The following is a 17,217-nucleotide window of genomic DNA, read 5'->3' as shown; positions in this document are numbered from 1 at the left end:
TACTGTTATCCTGCTTAAATACATACAACGTATCATCGATGTCATGTCGGTCAATTTGATTAGCCATTGTTTACTGCTGTGCAAAGAATTTTTAATTCGTGTACTTTATAGTTCGTGAATTGTGTGCAGTCGCAATCGAAAGTGGATACTTGCTTTTAATCCGTAATAAAGTGGAGCTGCATGTTCCGGCCCATTCCGATCACCCATTTCCCCGACCGTTCGGATGCACCGAAATACGCAGGAGCTATTTCAGTATCTTATCTTGGTGAGTCTGAATGTCTTCAGTGGTCATTAACAGCAACTATTTTGCTCTTGGGTTCTAGTGGTTTTTAGCACAATATCTATTGTAAATTAAACGGTTCATTGCGAGTCTCCTTGATTCAATAAAGTAGCTATTATTAAATAATTTGTTATTATGATTACTAAAGGAGACCGCAATGAACAATCAAGCTATTGCTCACAATCTAAAGCGATTGCGCTCAAACGCGCGATACAATCAGTCAGATCTAGCTGAAAAGGCTGGTATGTCTCTTAGTGGTTACCAAAAACTTGAGCGTGGAAAGGCTACTCCGAGAGCTGAGTCAATCAAAGCTCTAGCTCAAGCACTACAAGTACCAATTCAAGAAATACTGGCTGAAGTGAAGCCTCTTAAGCATATTCGGTTTAGGTCACTCAAAAGGCTTAAAACTAGGGAACAAATTATTTCTGATGTGGTTACTTGGTTGTATGACTTTAATTCTCTAGAAGAGCTTACTCAAGACAAGCAAGTAGCCGATTTACATGAGTTTTACGCTTATAAGGAAAGTAATACCTGCGGAATACCTGAACTTGCAAACTATTGCAGAAGTAAGTTTGGATTGGGTCCCAAGGAGCCTGTCTTGGACATTTGTGGACTTCTCGAAGCAAGAGGAATTAAGGTCCGTTCTATTGAAGTGGAAACTGATTCATTTTTAGGGTTGTCAGTTAGTGAGCAAGAAAAAGGCGGACCCGCTGTTATAGTTAATACTTGGAAGAGACTGCCGGTAGAAACTTGGATATTTAGTGCAGCTCACGAGCTCGGTCACCTCCTGATGCATCTAAATGCATATGATATTGACCAAACTACCGAGATTGAAGAACAAGAGGCAGAAGCTGATCAATTTGCATCACATTTCCTCATGCCTCAAGACGCCTTTGAAAGAGAATGGAATGAAGCGGCCGGCTTAAGTTTTGTGGATCGGGTTTTAAAGGTAAAAAAAGTATTTAAAGTCAGTTGGAGGACTGTTCTCTATCGATACGCGGAAGATATGCCGTCTGAAAAGAAAAATAAGCTTTGGATGAATTTCAATATCGAGTTTAAACACCGTTACCGTAAATCTCTTCAGAAGCATACTGAGCCGGTAGGCATTGAAAGCGACCATTACAGGATTAACCATAGGTACACCACTGCAAGTGAGCCTTTCAATCTTGATGTATTTGATTTTACGGAAGATCGCTTGCCATTCCTTGTAAGAAAGGCTGTTGAGAGTGGCAATATTTCACTTTCTCGTGGGGCAGAGATACTGAGACTGCAGAATAAGGAAATGCGTCAACTGGCGTCTTCATGGGTTGGTTAATTCGGGAATAAATAGTGCCAGTAATAACAGATGCAAATGTCCTCATTGATTATGCCGATGCCGATATAATGATGCTGGCGTTGTATTCCGAGAAGATTGAAAGAGTTGTTATACCTTCAGTTATTCTAGGTGAAGTTGAGCAGCTTAGTCATGATGACTGTTTGCAGTATGGTTTTGACGTAGTTGAAGAAGATCTAGAAGTTCTTTTTGAAGCATCAAATGCACAACATGGGCCATTGTCTTTTCAAGACAAGGTTTGCTTGTATTTGGCAAAGAGTATTGGGGATATAACTTGTATTACAAACGAGAAAGCACTCCTGAAATTTTGCGAGGAAGATAATATACCAACGAAGCGAGGGTTGAAGCTGTTACTTGAACTCGCCGAACAAGGTTTTATTTCCAAAGACGAGGCCATTGGTACGGTTTACGCGATACACGAGTGCAATCCGCTTCATATTCACCAAGGCGTGGTAGAGGATTTTATCCGTCTTATTGAATGTGCCTAAAAAAGTATGACGCGCTGGCGAAAGCTAAAGCCGCATTCAGGAAAAGGAGTCTAGTGACTACTATCCGAACAAGGAGTTTACTTGGTCATATTCGCGACCAGTTAGGAGACGCTGAATACCATTGGAGGAAGGCTTCGGCAGTTTAAACAGTTCTACTATCCGCTAAAGCTTTCATCTTCCAACAATGCAACATACCTCAAATAATTTACAAAAAACTACTCGGTGTAGCGGCACTTGGGAAAGCTGGAACAACCCAAGAAGGTATTACCTGCATTGGTGCCGCGCTTAGCTTGTCGCTCAACTAATTCACTACCACACCTAGGACATGATGCCTGTTGGACCGGCGCTATAATGGGCTCTGCCTGTGCATCTTTAACGAGCGATAATAGTTCATTTCCGGTAATTAGCTCGATAGGCTTATCAGATGTGAAATCTATTGCCTGTTGGGTAAATTTGCCCGAACAAATAACAATGACCTTGTCTGCATTACTGGCGGTTAATACCCCAAACATCTCGCGTACCACACTGACACCAACTTTTTGTGCCTTCCATTGTTTGCACTGAACAAGCACACGCTCTTCGCCTTTCCTCAGTTCTAGGTCAATACCACCGTCAGCACCAAAACCACCTTCGGTTACTCGATAACCTTGTCTTCGATAGGCTTCTGCCACTAGCTCCTCAAAATTGCGCCAATGCAGTTGTCTAATGGTCTCTATACTCTTTTGCGCATCTAATTGCTTGGCTTTACGACGCGCATTTAAAAACGAAAAAGGAGCGATGAATAATATGAAAAGTGCAAAATAAGGCGCAGGAATAGCGAGTGCCTTAAATACCATGTTGATAAGCTGATTATCAGTTTCAACAGAAGGCAGTAGGTGGCCCATTACAACATAGGTAATCGCTGCCGTTATAACCGAAACCCACCACGGCGCTTGGAAAAGAAGGTCAGCAAACGAAGTATTTTTTCTTGGCATAATTGAACATCCTTGTTAAATATCGAAAATATATTAACTCAGGCAATGTCTTGATTGGGTATTAATTCCAATCGTGTAGTATCGTTTAACAGTGAAATATTCATTCCTGACAGATAGGAGAGACAAACATGGACGTGTTTATCGGTATCGATGTCGCTTGTGCGAAAGGTAAATACCTGCCACTGGTGATTTGTACTCTAGAAAATGGGCGATTATTGCCGTTTCCGTTAGCCAGTTACCCAATAAAACCACCTAGAGGTTTAGGCAACGCCCGGACCTTGGATGACAAGGTTAATCAGGCATTTGCAGAAGATGTCGCCAGTTACATAGAAACGGTATGCGAGGCATTCCATTTAAACCCAATTCGAATAGGTATCGACTCACCGCTTCGGCCAAGGGATAACCATCTTAATCGTAGATTTGCAGAACAGGCGCTCGATAGGGCGGGTATTAGCTGTTACACCACACCTTCTGCCGATGACTTTATGGTGATTAAAGCAAAAGGTATTGCACATCTTGAGGCGGGTAAGCCGATACAAAACCTGCCTCATGCCCACCAAATCTTTATGCTGTTAGGTTTCGCGTTGAACGAGCGACTGAGTAAAGTTGCCGAATGTATAGAGGTCTATCCACACGCGACAGTGAAACAGTTAGGTGTCGCTGATATCCATAAAAGCAAAGGGAATCAGGCTGAGTTACAGCTGTCTGCCATGTCGCATTACACTGGTTGGCCTAAAACCGACTACGATTGGTCGCAAGCAGATAATATGTGCCTTGGACCAATGCACGATAGAGTGGATGCCTACAGTGCCGCATGGGTAGCAAGCTTGCCTGAACAGGAGCGCATCTCATTTGGTGAGCCAGAAAAGGGTGATGCTATCTGGATACCAGACGTTAAGCCAATAAGCAGCACAGCTGCCAATCTACCGACAAAGCCCAACCCCATAAGGAAGACAAAACAGGCTGTTTCCAATATTGCACGTCAACAAGCTTGTCCAGCCTGTAATCAACACCTATTTAAACGCTGGCCGCTTGGGTGGGACGCGCATGCAGCACACAAGTGCACAGGATTAATAGAAGGCGAACCTGAAGCAAGAAAGAAGGAGTTTAAGCGCCGATTTATGAGCAGTTAACGATGTACCTTCTTTACAACCGTCTCAAAATAAACCACACTGGACTAAAGTATAGAAACGCAAACAGGGACGATGCTCGACTCTATCAGCTTTGCTCAAAAACAACGCCTTGCCTACATCGACTTTTGCTTGTTGTTCAAAGGTGCGATTTACCGTCAGGATTTAATTAATCGTTTTCAGGTCGGATTGTCGGCAGGCTCGCGCGATTTCAGTATTTACAAAGAGCTTGCACCGGATAACCTGTCTTACGATTCGAGAGAAAAGCGATACTTCCAGACACCGCAGTTCAAACCTGTGTTCGAACACGATGCAAGGCGTACCTTAACCAAACTCGCCAACGATATTTCTGATGGGTTTGATGCAATAGGTGATATCCATTTCCCAGTAGAAGCACCGTCCAGTCTGAATGTACCAGACATCTTTATCGTTGCTCGCCTTGTTCAGGCGATTCTCAATAACAAAGCGGTTAGCGTTATCTATACGTCACTTTCTAGCGGTTCGAATGCCAGAGAACTTGTACCGCACTCCATCGTAGACAATGGTCTACGCTGGCACGTTCGCGCCTTTGACCGAAAGAGTCAAAGCTTCCGAGACTTTGTGTTAACACGCATTAGCAAAGTAACACTAAAAGACACGCCTAATGAAGATGAAAACGCCCAAGCAGATACCGAATGGCAGCGCCTTATTCCACTTCAGCTTGTACCGCATCCCAAGAATGTTGAACATCCAACCGCGATAGAAATGGATTACGGTATGGACAATAAGCAACTTCTTATCGAGGTGCGAGCGGCAATGGCTGGATACCTGTTAAGACGATGGAATGTGGACTGCACCGAGCGCGGAACGCTAAAAGGTGCGGAATACCAACTTTGGCTACAAAACCGGTTTACGCTAAACAATGTGCAAAACTTGGCGATTGCGCCGGGATATGAAGCTAAAGAAAGAGTAAGCGGAGGCAGTAAGTGATCCTCCATTGCACCAAGAAGTTATACGCTAAACTGCCTGAGAAGGTGAAAGCTACAAAGCAACCTGCGACTGCTATAGGTATTCAGGCACAGTGGCTAAACTGGCATGCAAATCTCATCACCATTCAGCGTAGGCAATGTATCATCGCCGTGCATGATGCGACTCGCTTCACGTTGTTTATTCCATGCCTGACCAAGAAAGACTTCTCAAACCTCGACTGGCACTTTAACGATGTGTTTATTAACACCTTGCTGAAAAGCGATATGCCGCCTGAGCTCGTTAATGCCGCTGCGACGAATTACCAACCACTTACGTTCGATACAACCTGTAATCGTTCGGTACAAGGTACGATGAATCAGGTAGCTCAGGAAATTGATTATGGGTTGTATTACAAGAACACGTCGGTAGCGGATATCAGCCCGTACCGATACAGTGCAGATTTAAGCCACAGGCCTTGCGGCGTAAAAGGGCAAAAAGAATATATTTGGCCAGATAAAGAAATGGTCCAGTTACTACAAAAATTACCAAACAAAATAGCCGATAGTACAGCAAATACGACTCTGCACTAGTGGCGAACGGAATAAGAATATGGACACAAGCAATGAGTAAAACAACGAAAAAGTCACCAGCGAACAAGAAAGAAATCGTTTTTGAAGAAGCATTATGGGATGCGGCCAATAAGCTCCGTGGAAGCGTTGAATCAGCAGAATACAAGCATATAGTGCTCAGCCTTATTTTTCTCAAATTCATCAGCGACAAATTCGAAGTGCAGCGAGAAAAGCTTAAAGCGGGAGGCATGGGCGACTATGTTGATATGGTGGAATTTTATACCAAAGACAACGTGTTTTACTTACCCGAAGAAGCTCGCTGGTCGACGATTCAAAAACAAGCCAAGCAAGACGATATCGCGGTAAAGATTGATACAGCACTGCACACCGTTGAGAAAACCAACCCATCGTTAAAAGGCGCATTACCGGATAATTACTTTTCGCGTTTATCGCTGGACGTAAGCAAGCTCGCCGCACTTATTGACACCATCAATAACATCAACACCGTTGCCAATGAATGTGACATGAGCGAGGAAGACTTAGTAGGTCGAGTTTATGAATACTTCCTTGGTAAGTTTGCCGCCAACGAAGGAAAAGGCGGTGGTGAGTTCTATACACCAAAGTCAGTAGTTAGCTTAATCAGCGATATGTTAGAGCCTTACAAAGGCAAGATATACGACCCATGTTGTGGTTCAGGCGGTATGTTCGTGCAGTCGTTGAAGTTTATCGACAGCCACAAAGGCAATCGCAAAGATATCTCCATTTACGGTCAGGAATATACCAACACCACGTATAAACTGGCGAAGATGAATTTAGCGGTTCGTGGTATCTCTGCCAATCTCGGTGACATTGCCGCTGATACATTCTTCAAAGACCAGCACCCAGACTTAAAAGCTGATTACATTATGGCGAATCCTCCGTTTAACCAGAAGCAGTGGCGTGCCGACAATGAGCTTACCGACGACCCAAGATGGGCAGGCTTTGATGTGCCACCAACAGGTAACGCTAACTACGCGTGGATCATGCATATGATATCTAAGTTGAGTGAGCACGGTACGGCAGGTTTCGTTTTAGCTAATGGTTCAATGAGTTCTAACACTAGCGGTGAAGGCGCTATTCGCCAGAAAATCATCGAAAACGACTTGGTCGATTGTATGATTGCGCTTCCCGGTCAGTTGTTTTACACCACACAAATTCCTGTTTGTTTATGGTTTATCAGCAAGAATAAGAGCGAGGACAAAGAACGAGGCTACCGCAACCGACAAGGCGAAACTCTGTTTATCGATGCCCGGGAAATGGGCAGTATGATTAGCCGTGTCCATAAAGAGCTTACCAGCGATGATATCGCCAAAATCGCCAACACCTACCATGCATGGCGACAGAGTAAGCAATCCATTGAACAGGCACTCACAGAACAACAAGACGATGCCCCGACACAAGAGCTGCTACAGGAACACAAGCAACTTGATGCATATGAAGACGTTGCAGGCTTTTGTAAGTCGGCAACCTTAGACGAAATAAAAGCTAACGATTACGTGTTAACGCCTGGTCGATATGTTGGTGCCGCAGCCATTGAGGATGACGGAGTTCCATTTGAAGTGAAAATGCGAGAGTTTAGTCAAACCTTGCTCAGGCAAATGGATGAGGCCGCTAAGCTAGATCAAGCAATTCGTCGAAACTTAGAAGGGCTGGGTTATGCAAAGTAGTTGGGTTGATACTACAGTAGGCGAGTTCTGCCCTTTCATCTACGGGAAAAGCCTACCAGCGAGAGCAAGGGACGAGAGTGGGTCGACTCCAGTTTATGGTTCAGGAGGAATCAGTGGGTATCACTCGAAAAGTCATGTAGAGCACCCAGGTGTGATTATTGGCAGAAAAGGCACGGTTGGCTCTGTCAGGTTCTGTGATGGTCCTTTTTGGCCCATTGATACCACATTTTATGTGACGAAAGAGGACAAACTTGACCTACTATTTACCTATTACTTATTGAAGTCGCTAGGTTTAGAAAAGTTAAATAGTGATAGCGCGGTACCTGGACTGAACAGAGAGGAAGCTCACAGCATCCCAATCAAAGTCCCACCTTTGGAAGTCCGCAGGAATATCGCAAAATCAATATCTTGCTACGATAATAAAATCAATCTGAATTTAGAAGTAAACCAAACTCTGGAGCAAATGGCGCAGTCGCTATTTAAAAGCTGGTTTGTAGATTTCGACCCTGTGGTGGATAACGCATTAGCGGCAGGTAACCCAATACCCGACGAACTGGCTCATCGAGTTGAAGTTCGCAAAAAAGCCCATGCGTTACCCGACTTTCAACCTTTGCCAGAACATATCCGAAACCTATTTCCTAGCGAATTTGAGCAAACAGGTGAAGTTACTTTTGGCATAGAAGGCTGGATACCCAAAGGATGGGAACACAAAAAATTCAAAGAGGTTATTGACAAGTATATAGATAATAGAGGAAAAACACCGCCGCTTAGTAAAGAGGGGTATCCACTTGTGGAAGTTAAGAACCTGCCTGCAAATAGTAACTTTCCTCTAACAAACTCAGAGAAACGGGTTGACGAAAAAACCTTTAGAAGTTGGTTTAGGCAATATGTAAGAGAAAAAGATATTTTAATATCGACTGTTGGGACAATCGGTAGAAGCTCCTTCGTTAAGGATGTCGATATAGGTGTTGCTCAGAATGTACTGGGATTGAGGTTCGGGAAATTGGCTACACCTGAATTTATGTTTTACACAATTAAAGGGCATAGATTCCAGCACGATGTCGATTCAAGATTAGTTATTACAGTGCAAGCAAGTATCAAAAGGAAGGATCTCAACACAATCGATATTCTATTACCGAATATCAGTATACAGAGCAAGTTTTCCGAAATTGTCGATGGTTATTTAACCGCTCAGTATTGTAGAGCATTACAAAACCAGACTCTGGAAGCAAATCGCGATGCATTGCTTCCCAAATTAATCTCTGGCGAAATCGAGCTAGACTCGGCAGACAAAAGTTCTGCCAATCAAGAGGCTGAATTACAGGGAGTATAGCCATGCTGAATTTCACCGAAGCGCAATTGGAAGCGGCAATTATCGAGTTACTAGAAGGGCAGGGATATCCTTATGTACCCGGTAATCAGATTGCGCGTACGCCTACCGACGTTATTATCAAAGATGACCTGCGTGCGTTTTTAGCCAAGCGGTATGCCGATGATAATATTACCAGCGGTGAAATCGACAGCATAATATGCCAGATTGAGCTTATGCCTGCCAGCGACCTATACGAAAGCAATAAAACCTTTTGTAAGTGGCTAAGTGATGGTTTCTTACTTAAACGAGAAGCAAGTAGCGAAGCAGGTAAAGCCTCACAGAAAGACTTGTATATCCAGCTTGTTGATTACGATAACGTTGTCGAGTCATTGCTACCTGAATTGCAAAACAACAAGCGAAACGCACGACGTCTTGAACAAGACCTTCAGCAAAAGGTGGCTGAGCAACACCCTGAATTTGAAACGATAGTTTCAGCCACCAAAGACAGAAATATCTATAAAATCGTTAATCAGCTTGAGATTGAAGGTGCAGAAGGTGAGCTGCGCATACCTGACGGCATTCTGTATATCAACGGCTTGCCTATCGTGGTGTTTGAATTTAAAAGCGCCATTCGTGGTGAGGAAGCAAGCATCCACGATGCTTACGTGCAGCTTACTACACGTTATCGCAGAGACATCCCACAGTTGTTTATTTACAACGCGCTATGCGTTATCAGTGATGGCGTAAATAACAAAATGGGTAGCATGTTTGCGCCGTACGACTTCTTTTATGCGTGGCGCAAGGTGACAGGCAACGAGTCAATTGAAAAAGACGGTATTAGCTCACTGCACACAATGTTGGAAGGGCTTTTTGATAAAGCACGTCTTCGCGATGTAATACGTAACTTTGTGTTTTTTCCAGACACCTCAAAACATGAAGTGAAAATTGTCTGTCGCTATCCGCAATATTACGCCGCCAGAAAGCTATACCAAAACATTAAAGACCACCGTAAGCCAATAGGCGACGGTAAAGGCGGTACTTACTTTGGGGCAACGGGATGCGGAAAAAGCTTCACCATGCAGTTTCTAACCCGCTTGTTGATGAAAAGTGTAGAATTTGAAAGTCCAACCATTGTGTTAATTACAGACAGAACAGACTTGGACGACCAGTTATCGCAACAATTTACCAATGCTAAAGGTTACATTGGCGACCAGACTGTGGAATCGGTAGAAAGCCGTTCTGATTTGCGCGCCAAACTGCAAGGTCGCAACAGCGGCGGTGTGTTCTTAACCACCATTCACAAATTCACGGAAGATACACAGCAATTAACTGAACGTAGCAATGTTATCTGTATCTCAGATGAAGCGCATCGCAGCCAGACCAACCTAGACCAAAAGCTTCGCATTGTGGAGAAAGGCCCTAATGCAGGTGTAAAGCGTACCTTCGGCTTTGCCAAGTATTTGCATGACTCGTTGCCCAATGCCACTTATGTAGGCTTTACAGGCACACCGGTAGACGCGACCTTGGATGTCTTTGGTCAGGTAGTCGACAGCTACACCATGACAGAGTCTGTTAAAGACGAGATTACCGTTCGCATTGTATATGAAGGTCGTGCCGCTAAAGTGGTATTGAACAACGCCAAATTAGAAGAGATTGAAGCCTATTATCAGCAATGCGCCGAAGACGGTAGCAACGAACACCAGATTGAGGAAAGTAAGAAAGCTTCGGCGAACATGACCTCTATTTTGGGTGATCCTGACCGTATTGAGGCTCTGGCGAAAGACTTTGTGGCGCATTACGAGCAGCGACTCTCAGAAGGCTCAACCATTAAAGGCAAAGCTATGTTCGTGTGCAGTAGCCGTGAAATCGCTTGGCAGTTCTATCAATCACTGAGGGACATAAAGCCCGAATGGTTTGAAGTATTGCAGTGCGAAGCAGGTGCTACGCTCACAGAACAGGAGAAGAAAAAGGTTAAGCCCATGGAACGGGTAAAAATGGTAATGACCCGTGGTAAGGACGATCCTAAAGTACTGTGGGATTTACTCGGCACCAAGGAAGACCGTAAAGAGCTTGATCGCCAATTCAAAAATGAAAAGTCCAATTTCAAAATCGCCATTGTGGTGGATATGTGGTTAACCGGTTTCGATGTGCCATTCCTAGACACGATTTACATCGACAAACCCATACAACGCCATAACCTGATCCAGACGATATCTCGTGTTAACCGCAAATACGAAGGCAAAGACAAGGGCTTAGTCGTTGATTACATCGGTATAAAAAGCCAGATGAATAAAGCCTTGGCCCAATATGCCAAGACAGATGAAACCAATTTTGAGGATATAGCCCAGTCTGTCGTGGTGGTGAAAGACCACCTAGACTTGCTCGCTAAGCTAACCCACGGCTTTGATGCCAGCGATTACTTCACTGGTAAACCTATTGCGCAGTTAAACTGCTTAAATAACGCCGCTGAATTCGTGCTACAAACTAAAAAGCTCGAACATCGTTTCATGGCGTTAGTTAAGCGGTTAAAAGCAGCCTACGACGTTTGCTGTGGCAGCGAAAAGCTTAACCAAAAAGAACGAGACCTGATCCACTTTTATCTTGCAGTGCGTTCCATCGTGTACAAGTTAACTAAAGGCAATGCGCCAGATACCGCGCAGATGAATGCCAAAGTACGCGAAATGATCACCGAGGCATTAAAGGCTGATGGCGTTGAAGAAATCTTTAAGCTTGGACAGGGGCAGGACGGTATCGATATCTTCGACGATGATTACCTCGCTAAGATAGAAAAGATAAAGCTGCCCAATACCAAAATACAGTTACTTCAGCAGATGTTGGCAAAAGCCTTGGGCGAGTTCAAAAAGGTCAATAAAACTAAAGCGTTTGATTTCTCAGAACGGTTTAAATCACTGGTCGAAAAATACAACGAACGCAAAGAAGAAGATGTGCTGGTGAGCAATGTACTGGAAGATTTTTCAGACGAAATCATCAACATGTACAACGACCTCAGAACCGAAATGAACTCCTTTGAAGACATGGGCATCAACTTCGAGGAAAAAGCGTTCTACGACATCCTGCTTGCCTTAGCGGCTAAATATGACTTCAACTATCCAGACGATAGATTATTGGAGCTAGCCAAGGCAGTAAAAGAAGTTGTGGACGACAAAGCCAAGTACACTGACTGGAGCCAGCGCGACGATATTAAAGCCGAGTTGAAAGTGGATTTAATCATTCTACTAGCCAAGCACGGCTACCCACCCGTTGACCGCGATGAGGTATATAAGGAAATCTTCGAGCAGGCCGAGAACTTCAAGAAGAATAGGGATAAAACATAATGGTCTCAAAACGCTTGGGAAATATCATTATGAATAGACGCTAAAACAGGAACACGATGCCTTTATTACTGCCAACAGAACTTCAATTTGCAACAGAATATGCTTTTTCCATACCTGATGATGCTTTCAGAGAATTTCAGGCGCTGATCCGTAAAATAAATCCCAATGAACGGTGTACAGAAAAACACATACTAGAAACATTTAAGAAGCACATGTCAAAGCCAGCGGAGATGGAATACGGAAAGAGTTCCAGTATCGACTGGGCGAGGGGAGACTTAGAAAGTTGTATGGAACAAGCTAGTCAGGACGGTCCAGGATTCATTGCCGCACTCTATAATGCATGTGAACAAGTTTCTCTTTTAGAGATTAATGTTCCCGCAGAGTTATACATAAACCAAATTCTGTCGAGACATGGGCTACCTTGCCATATCAACAACAGCGAGCTGATATTGGCTGGTAACGTAAAAATACCCGAATCTAATGCTTCGGCATCACAGACAGTCGTCCGTGCATTACAAGATGCAAAGACACTGTCACCAGCAAGCGCAATTGATCGTGTTCATACAGCACTTCATGCATATTTGGTTGAATTGTGTCACCAAGCTTCTATCCCCTTAGAAACAGGTGCTACGGCACAAAAAGCTTTCAAAGAACTAAAAAGTAATCACGCAGCTCTTAAACCAATCGGGAACAGACCATCAGAAGTAGCAAACGTTCTCAACAGCATGGCCGCAACAATAAATGCTTTGGGTACAATTCGAAACCACGCTAGTCTGGCTCATAATAATGAGCTACTTCTTGAGCCAGAAGCTCAAGCGATGGTCAATGCAGCAATGACTATTTTTCGTTACATCGAAGAATGTATTGCGCGCCAGAAGAAGACCTAATATCAGAATTAGAAGTCAAGCCGATTTAGTTACTGTTAACAACTACTGAAATCAAAAATGACTGCCAAGATAACATTTGGAAATAGCTCCATGTTAATACGACTTAACAGTGACTAACCCACTCGTGTACGTTGCTGTGTTCTCGCTTTAGCTCTCAGCTTAGCGGATATTTGTTGATATAGTTGTGCTTGTTCGTTTTCGTAATCTGTTATTGATATTGCTACTGCGTATGGTTCAAACTGTTTTACTAGATCGTTTGCCCATACTTGGTCTTGGCGAGTTACCACCAAAAACAGTTTTCTAGGCCTGTTGAATTGTTTGTAAGTCCATGAACTTGATTGAACTGTCCCTCTGCTCCTGTCATCTTGCGTGATGTTACGCTTTTGAGAGTCAGCTTCTGATATGCTGTCTGTGCCCTGTCTATTGTCGTTATTGAATGAATCTACAACCTGTTCCAATGACTCTGCATCTATAAGGTGGTACTTCATTTTACTAGCTACGTATTCTATACGGGTGGTTTTGACCGCTGGGCTATAAGCAAGTGTTACTGTTACTGTGCGAGTTGCCCTTCCAATGCGGAAAAAATCACTTGGCAGCGGGATTTCAAAAAATTGGTGTTTATCGTTCTCTATGCTGTCTTCTGCAATGAGAACCACATGTTCCTCAGATGATTTGAAAAGGCTTTCTTCATCCACCTCGCCGTAACCTGCAACCCTTCTCAGTTGCTTGTTATTGGTAAACGTATTGCCCAGGGTCGCTGAAATCCGTGCGTTATTTACTAATATTGCACGGATAAGGTTCGCTGACGCGTTGGGGTAGGAGTTTAATAGCCGCGCTGATAAATGAGATATATAGGGGGCTGCGAAACTTGTCCCGCAGAACTCCTTAAATATAGTGCTCGTATTGAATTGATGATTAAGAGTTACTACTCCAAGCCCTCGATGGATTTGACGGTGTTGATCATTTTCCTGCCTGATATTTACCGCAAAATTCCCGCCATGAGCTACCAGCTCAGGTTTGAACGGAGCTTTGTCATCTTGGCTACAGCGTGAAAAAGGTGAGATTTGGCCTTCATTCGCTACGTGAATTTCATTTATTTCTCCTCTTTGGCCATAGCGACGTTCATTAAAAGTAAGTGTGTGCTTTGAAATGGACCCAATTGTGAGAGAGTTCACAGCAGGAGCAGGATCGATTAACGCAGCTTTTTCATCAAAGAGGTAAGATGGGTATTCTTCTTTCCAGTCTCGGAGGTTATCCGAACCATTAAAATTGCCCGCAGAAACAATGATAATAATATCAAGGTTTCGAGCAAGCTCATCAATTGTAACCGCGATACCTGAGATATGTTTATGAAGGAAAGGTGCATTTGAGTTACCAATTGATAGGTTAAAAACTCTGCAACCGTAATTGTCATGAAAGTAAGTTATTGCATTTATTATTGAAGTTTCTATTGTCATTTCATCGAATACTGGATCACCGTTTTCATCTGCTTTTAGAATTTTCCCACTGAGCAACCATATTTCACGAGACCAGTCATTTGCGTCAATTCGCTCTTCAATATCCCCATATAAGGCCACTCCCGCTACAGCCGTGCCATGTCCGTGATCATCATCAGCGCCTACATCAGAAACAAAACTTTGAGCGTCGCCAACAGCGCCTTTTAGAAGAGGGTGATTTGAGTTCAATCCAGAATCTAGAATGCAGACTTTTGCAGAGTTCTCTGAGGGCTCTTGTATTTCAATAGGAATGTCATTGATATCAACATGAAGATGTTGGAACTGTACTCCATACCTTGGCGGAAGGTCGACTTGTCTAATATCTTTGTGATTTAACAAGAGATCTACTTGATCAGAGTTTACACTTACACGATAAAGCAGAAGGCTGTCACGATTAACGCAGTCCTTCTGTGCAATCCCTTCAGTAGTAAGCCAACTAGAAAAGTCTGATTTAATTTGAAGTCTTTCTGCGTCATTGCTTAAACCAATCGGCCACAATTCTACATCTAAATAAAATGATTCACTGTCTGGTAAACCAATATGCCGCAGCGCCCAGCTTTTCCGGTCTTCGTAACCCCAAGCATCTATTTGGTCTATGGCTAATAAGATTTGGACATATGTAACTTGCTCGCCAGCAGCGAGGCTCGATAGTTTGCTACTAAACTCATTAAGCTCTTGTTCACTCCCAAAGGCTAGGTAGATCGTGTCATCTTCCTGACCTATCAAAGATATTCCATGTTTTGAAATATCCTCCAAGTTTACCTTCTCTGCCGTTCTGAGCTTGATAACATTGCGGGTTGGGCTCCCTCCGAGCTGAGAGGACAAAGTCTCTTGAAGGGCTGTTGCTTGATTTTGAAGTACTCTGCCGTGCGCTTGCCGATCGTCTCTAGTTACGGAGCTTCCAAATCCATTTCTTCTCCGTCTCGGTGTCAGATGTACTTCTTTTGTAATTAAAAGGTGTTCGTAAGCTCCTGCCATTTAAAACTTCCTTGAATGAGATGATTATCTACTGGGCTCTATCTCAGCAGCCTGTTGCAGCATTCTGATAGACAAAAACTCTTTTTGTTTGAGAATCATTCTTTTTATAGCTCTTCTAATTATTCTCTCAATAATTGCTGGAGATTTTCCTTCAAATAATTCAAATAGCTGACGGTTTTCAATTTCGAATTCTCTACGGACACCTCTGAGTTTTAATTGTAGAAGTTCTTTAAGTTGTTTTTTGTCCAGCATTGGAAATGGGACTATTTCATCAAATCTTCGCCAAATTGCGCTATCAAGAATCTGCTCATGATTAGTTGCCGCAATAATTAAACTTTTACCTTTATAAGCATCCATCATTTGTAGTACAGCATTAACGACTCTTCTCAGTTCACCATGCTCTGAACCATCGTCTCTCTCTTTTCCTAAAGCATCGAATTCGTCAAAAAGGACTACAAGCCTGTGTTTGGAAATGAACTCAAATACTCTGCGAAGATTAGTTGCTGTCTCTCCTAGAAATGAAGAGACTAGCGAATCGAGTCTTACAATTGCTAAGGGGCGATTAAGCTCATAAGCAATTGTCTCAGCAGCTAATGTCTTACCGCACCCGGGAGGCCCATACATCAACAACTTTTCAGCCGGAATCATTCCATAGCTGCGTAATATATCCTCTCGCCGGTATTCCTCGAGGATGTTTTCAATAACTTCCATGGTATTTGGTTGGAGTATTAATTCTTCCAAAGAGCGGTTTGCTTGTCGAATGTCGACAAGTGGAACTCCAGATTCTTGGTCGTTAGGTGGTTCTGGAAGAATATTATGGACAGAATTGTTCTCATGACTCCTTTCGCCATAAAGTATTCTTTCCAAGTCATTGGCAAGCAGATTATGTTGCTTGGCCCTTTCTTCCTTGATTAGCTGTTCTGTGGCACTTCTGAAGGCACTGGGGTCACCTGCTGTCCCAGATTGAACAAGTAGTCTTAATAGTTTCCCGCTGGCCATGTCGATCTCCCAACCAATGTTCCATATATGGCTAAATTAGAGCTTTTGTTAGCTTGTAGTTTATAGTATTTCAAAAAAGTATGATTTTCATTAGTTTGACAATGTTTAATTAACTCTTTCTTCGTACTCCCTACGCTGGATTACATCCTTGTTAGTATTTTGATTTTCCATTTACGTTAACCAGCTTTTATTCCCTAGGCGTAAGTCCCTTCTGTTTCTTCCGATACGAATTGTTACCTCTCATCGTCAAAAAGTTAATTGTGAAGCTAGAGAGTAGATATGTTGGGACAGGCAATTCGAGTCGGAGAAAGCTATTAAGATTCAGGAAATTAATCGCTTCGCTGGGATACTCATAAAGCTGATTACACAAAAAAACCGACTCAAAAGTCGGTTTCAGTATCTGCTTCTAAAAGAAGAGATGGTACCAGTGGGCGGACTTGAACCGCCACGCTATCGCTAGCAACGGATTTTGAATCCGTCATGTCTACCAATTCCATCACACTGGCATTAAATTTTTCAGTCTACAAAACTCTAAACACTTTGCATGACTTTGCAAGCATTTTTTAACTTGTTTAAGTCAAAAGGTGCTTACCTTTCAATGACTTGCCTATTTTGAGTTGCTAGACGCGACCAATTTTGAATCCGTCATGTCTACCAATTTCATCACTCTGGCATCAAATTGTAATGGCTACACGCCAATGCGATGCATTATAGCGATGCAGCGCGCGCATACAACACTTTTTTACCTAAAAATGACTAACTGTTGAAAGAATGCTCAACCG

Annotated in this window: 12 protein-coding genes and 1 tRNA gene; 9 read left to right on the top strand and 4 right to left on the bottom strand. The window is 43.2% G+C overall.

Features of this window, described 5'->3' with window-relative positions; all coding sequences use genetic code 11:
- Positions 1-437 precede the first annotated feature (437 nt).
- Positions 438-1,595, top strand: a complete 1,158-nt coding sequence (locus BM528_RS15040; RefSeq protein ID WP_071980535.1) for a helix-turn-helix domain-containing protein — start codon at positions 438-440, stop codon at positions 1,593-1,595.
- A 14-nt stretch (positions 1,596-1,609) separates the two neighbouring features.
- A complete protein-coding gene (locus tag BM528_RS15035; protein ID WP_071980534.1) occupies positions 1,610-2,101 on the top strand; it encodes a hypothetical protein in 492 nt (163 codons plus the stop codon).
- 215 nt (positions 2,102-2,316) lie between these two features.
- On the opposite strand, the gene BM528_RS15030 is transcribed toward BM528_RS15035, so the two are convergent.
- Positions 2,317-3,075, bottom strand: a complete 759-nt coding sequence (locus tag BM528_RS15030; RefSeq protein WP_071980533.1) for a DUF2034 domain-containing protein — start codon at positions 3,073-3,075, stop codon at positions 2,317-2,319.
- 128 nt (positions 3,076-3,203) lie between these two features.
- Here BM528_RS15030 and BM528_RS15025 point away from each other — a divergent pair, with 128 nt between their 5' ends.
- The 7 genes from BM528_RS15025 to BM528_RS14995 all read left to right on the top strand — a co-directional run bounded on the left by BM528_RS15025 (position 3,204) and on the right by BM528_RS14995 (position 12,962).
- The gene (locus tag BM528_RS15025; protein WP_071980532.1) at positions 3,204-4,208 is read left to right on the top strand and encodes a DUF429 domain-containing protein; all 1,005 of its coding nucleotides are present in this window, start codon (positions 3,204-3,206) and stop codon (positions 4,206-4,208) included.
- 72 nt (positions 4,209-4,280) lie between these two features.
- Entirely contained in the window at positions 4,281-5,174 is an 894-nt protein-coding gene (locus BM528_RS15020) for a WYL domain-containing protein (protein WP_071980531.1), read from the top strand.
- The gene (locus tag BM528_RS15015; RefSeq protein ID WP_071980530.1) at positions 5,171-5,743 is read left to right on the top strand and encodes a DUF6933 domain-containing protein; all 573 of its coding nucleotides are present in this window, start codon (positions 5,171-5,173) and stop codon (positions 5,741-5,743) included. The genes BM528_RS15020 and BM528_RS15015 overlap by 4 nt, the downstream gene beginning before the upstream one ends.
- A gap of 32 nt (positions 5,744-5,775) precedes the next feature.
- Entirely contained in the window at positions 5,776-7,428 is a 1,653-nt protein-coding gene (locus BM528_RS15010; RefSeq protein WP_071980529.1) for a class I SAM-dependent DNA methyltransferase, read from the top strand.
- Positions 7,418-8,761 (top strand): restriction endonuclease subunit S, encoded by a 1,344-nt coding sequence (locus BM528_RS15005; RefSeq protein ID WP_071980528.1) that lies wholly within the window; start codon positions 7,418-7,420, stop codon positions 8,759-8,761. Before BM528_RS15010 ends, BM528_RS15005 begins: the two co-directional genes overlap by 11 nt.
- Positions 8,762-8,766: 5 nt before the next feature.
- Positions 8,767-12,075 (top strand): type I restriction endonuclease subunit R, encoded by a 3,309-nt coding sequence (locus BM528_RS15000; RefSeq protein WP_071981345.1) that lies wholly within the window; start codon positions 8,767-8,769, stop codon positions 12,073-12,075.
- Positions 12,076-12,131: 56 nt separating this feature from the next.
- Positions 12,132-12,962 (top strand): abortive infection family protein, encoded by an 831-nt coding sequence (locus BM528_RS14995; RefSeq protein ID WP_071980527.1) that lies wholly within the window; start codon positions 12,132-12,134, stop codon positions 12,960-12,962.
- Between the two features lie 113 nt (positions 12,963-13,075).
- On the opposite strand, the gene BM528_RS14990 is transcribed toward BM528_RS14995, so the two are convergent.
- From BM528_RS14990 to BM528_RS14980, 3 genes are all read right to left on the bottom strand, one after another.
- Positions 13,076-15,436, bottom strand: a complete 2,361-nt coding sequence (locus BM528_RS14990; protein WP_071980526.1) for a S8 family peptidase — start codon at positions 15,434-15,436, stop codon at positions 13,076-13,078.
- Positions 15,437-15,460: 24 nt separating this feature from the next.
- Positions 15,461-16,435 (bottom strand): AAA family ATPase, encoded by a 975-nt coding sequence (locus tag BM528_RS14985; protein ID WP_071980525.1) that lies wholly within the window; start codon positions 16,433-16,435, stop codon positions 15,461-15,463.
- A 419-nt stretch (positions 16,436-16,854) separates the two neighbouring features.
- Positions 16,855-16,941 (bottom strand) — tRNA-Leu (locus BM528_RS14980).
- Positions 16,942-17,217 lie beyond the last annotated feature (276 nt).

Source organism: Alteromonas sp. RW2A1 (assembly GCF_001886475.1).
GTDB classification, from domain to species: domain Bacteria; phylum Pseudomonadota; class Gammaproteobacteria; order Enterobacterales; family Alteromonadaceae; genus Alteromonas; species Alteromonas hispanica.
This window is presented reverse-complemented; position numbering and strand designations above follow the sequence as displayed.

Excerpts from the sequence above, each read along its gene's own strand:
- BM528_RS15040 (WP_071980535.1), top strand. The coding sequence starts at position 438 with ATGAACAATCAAGCTATTGCTCACAATCTAAAGCGATTGCGCTCAAAC.
- BM528_RS15030 (WP_071980533.1), bottom strand. The coding sequence starts at position 3,075 with ATGCCAAGAAAAAATACTTCGTTTGCTGACCTTCTTTTCCAAGCGCCG.
- BM528_RS15025 (WP_071980532.1), top strand. The coding sequence starts at position 3,204 with ATGGACGTGTTTATCGGTATCGATGTCGCTTGTGCGAAAGGTAAATAC.
- BM528_RS15020 (WP_071980531.1), top strand. The coding sequence starts at position 4,281 with ATGCTCGACTCTATCAGCTTTGCTCAAAAACAACGCCTTGCCTACATC.
- BM528_RS15010 (WP_071980529.1), top strand. The coding sequence starts at position 5,776 with ATGAGTAAAACAACGAAAAAGTCACCAGCGAACAAGAAAGAAATCGTT.
- BM528_RS15005 (WP_071980528.1), top strand. The coding sequence starts at position 7,418 with ATGCAAAGTAGTTGGGTTGATACTACAGTAGGCGAGTTCTGCCCTTTC.
- BM528_RS14995 (WP_071980527.1), top strand. The coding sequence starts at position 12,132 with ATGCCTTTATTACTGCCAACAGAACTTCAATTTGCAACAGAATATGCT.
- BM528_RS14990 (WP_071980526.1), bottom strand. The coding sequence starts at position 15,436 with ATGGCAGGAGCTTACGAACACCTTTTAATTACAAAAGAAGTACATCTG.
- BM528_RS14985 (WP_071980525.1), bottom strand. The coding sequence starts at position 16,435 with ATGGCCAGCGGGAAACTATTAAGACTACTTGTTCAATCTGGGACAGCA.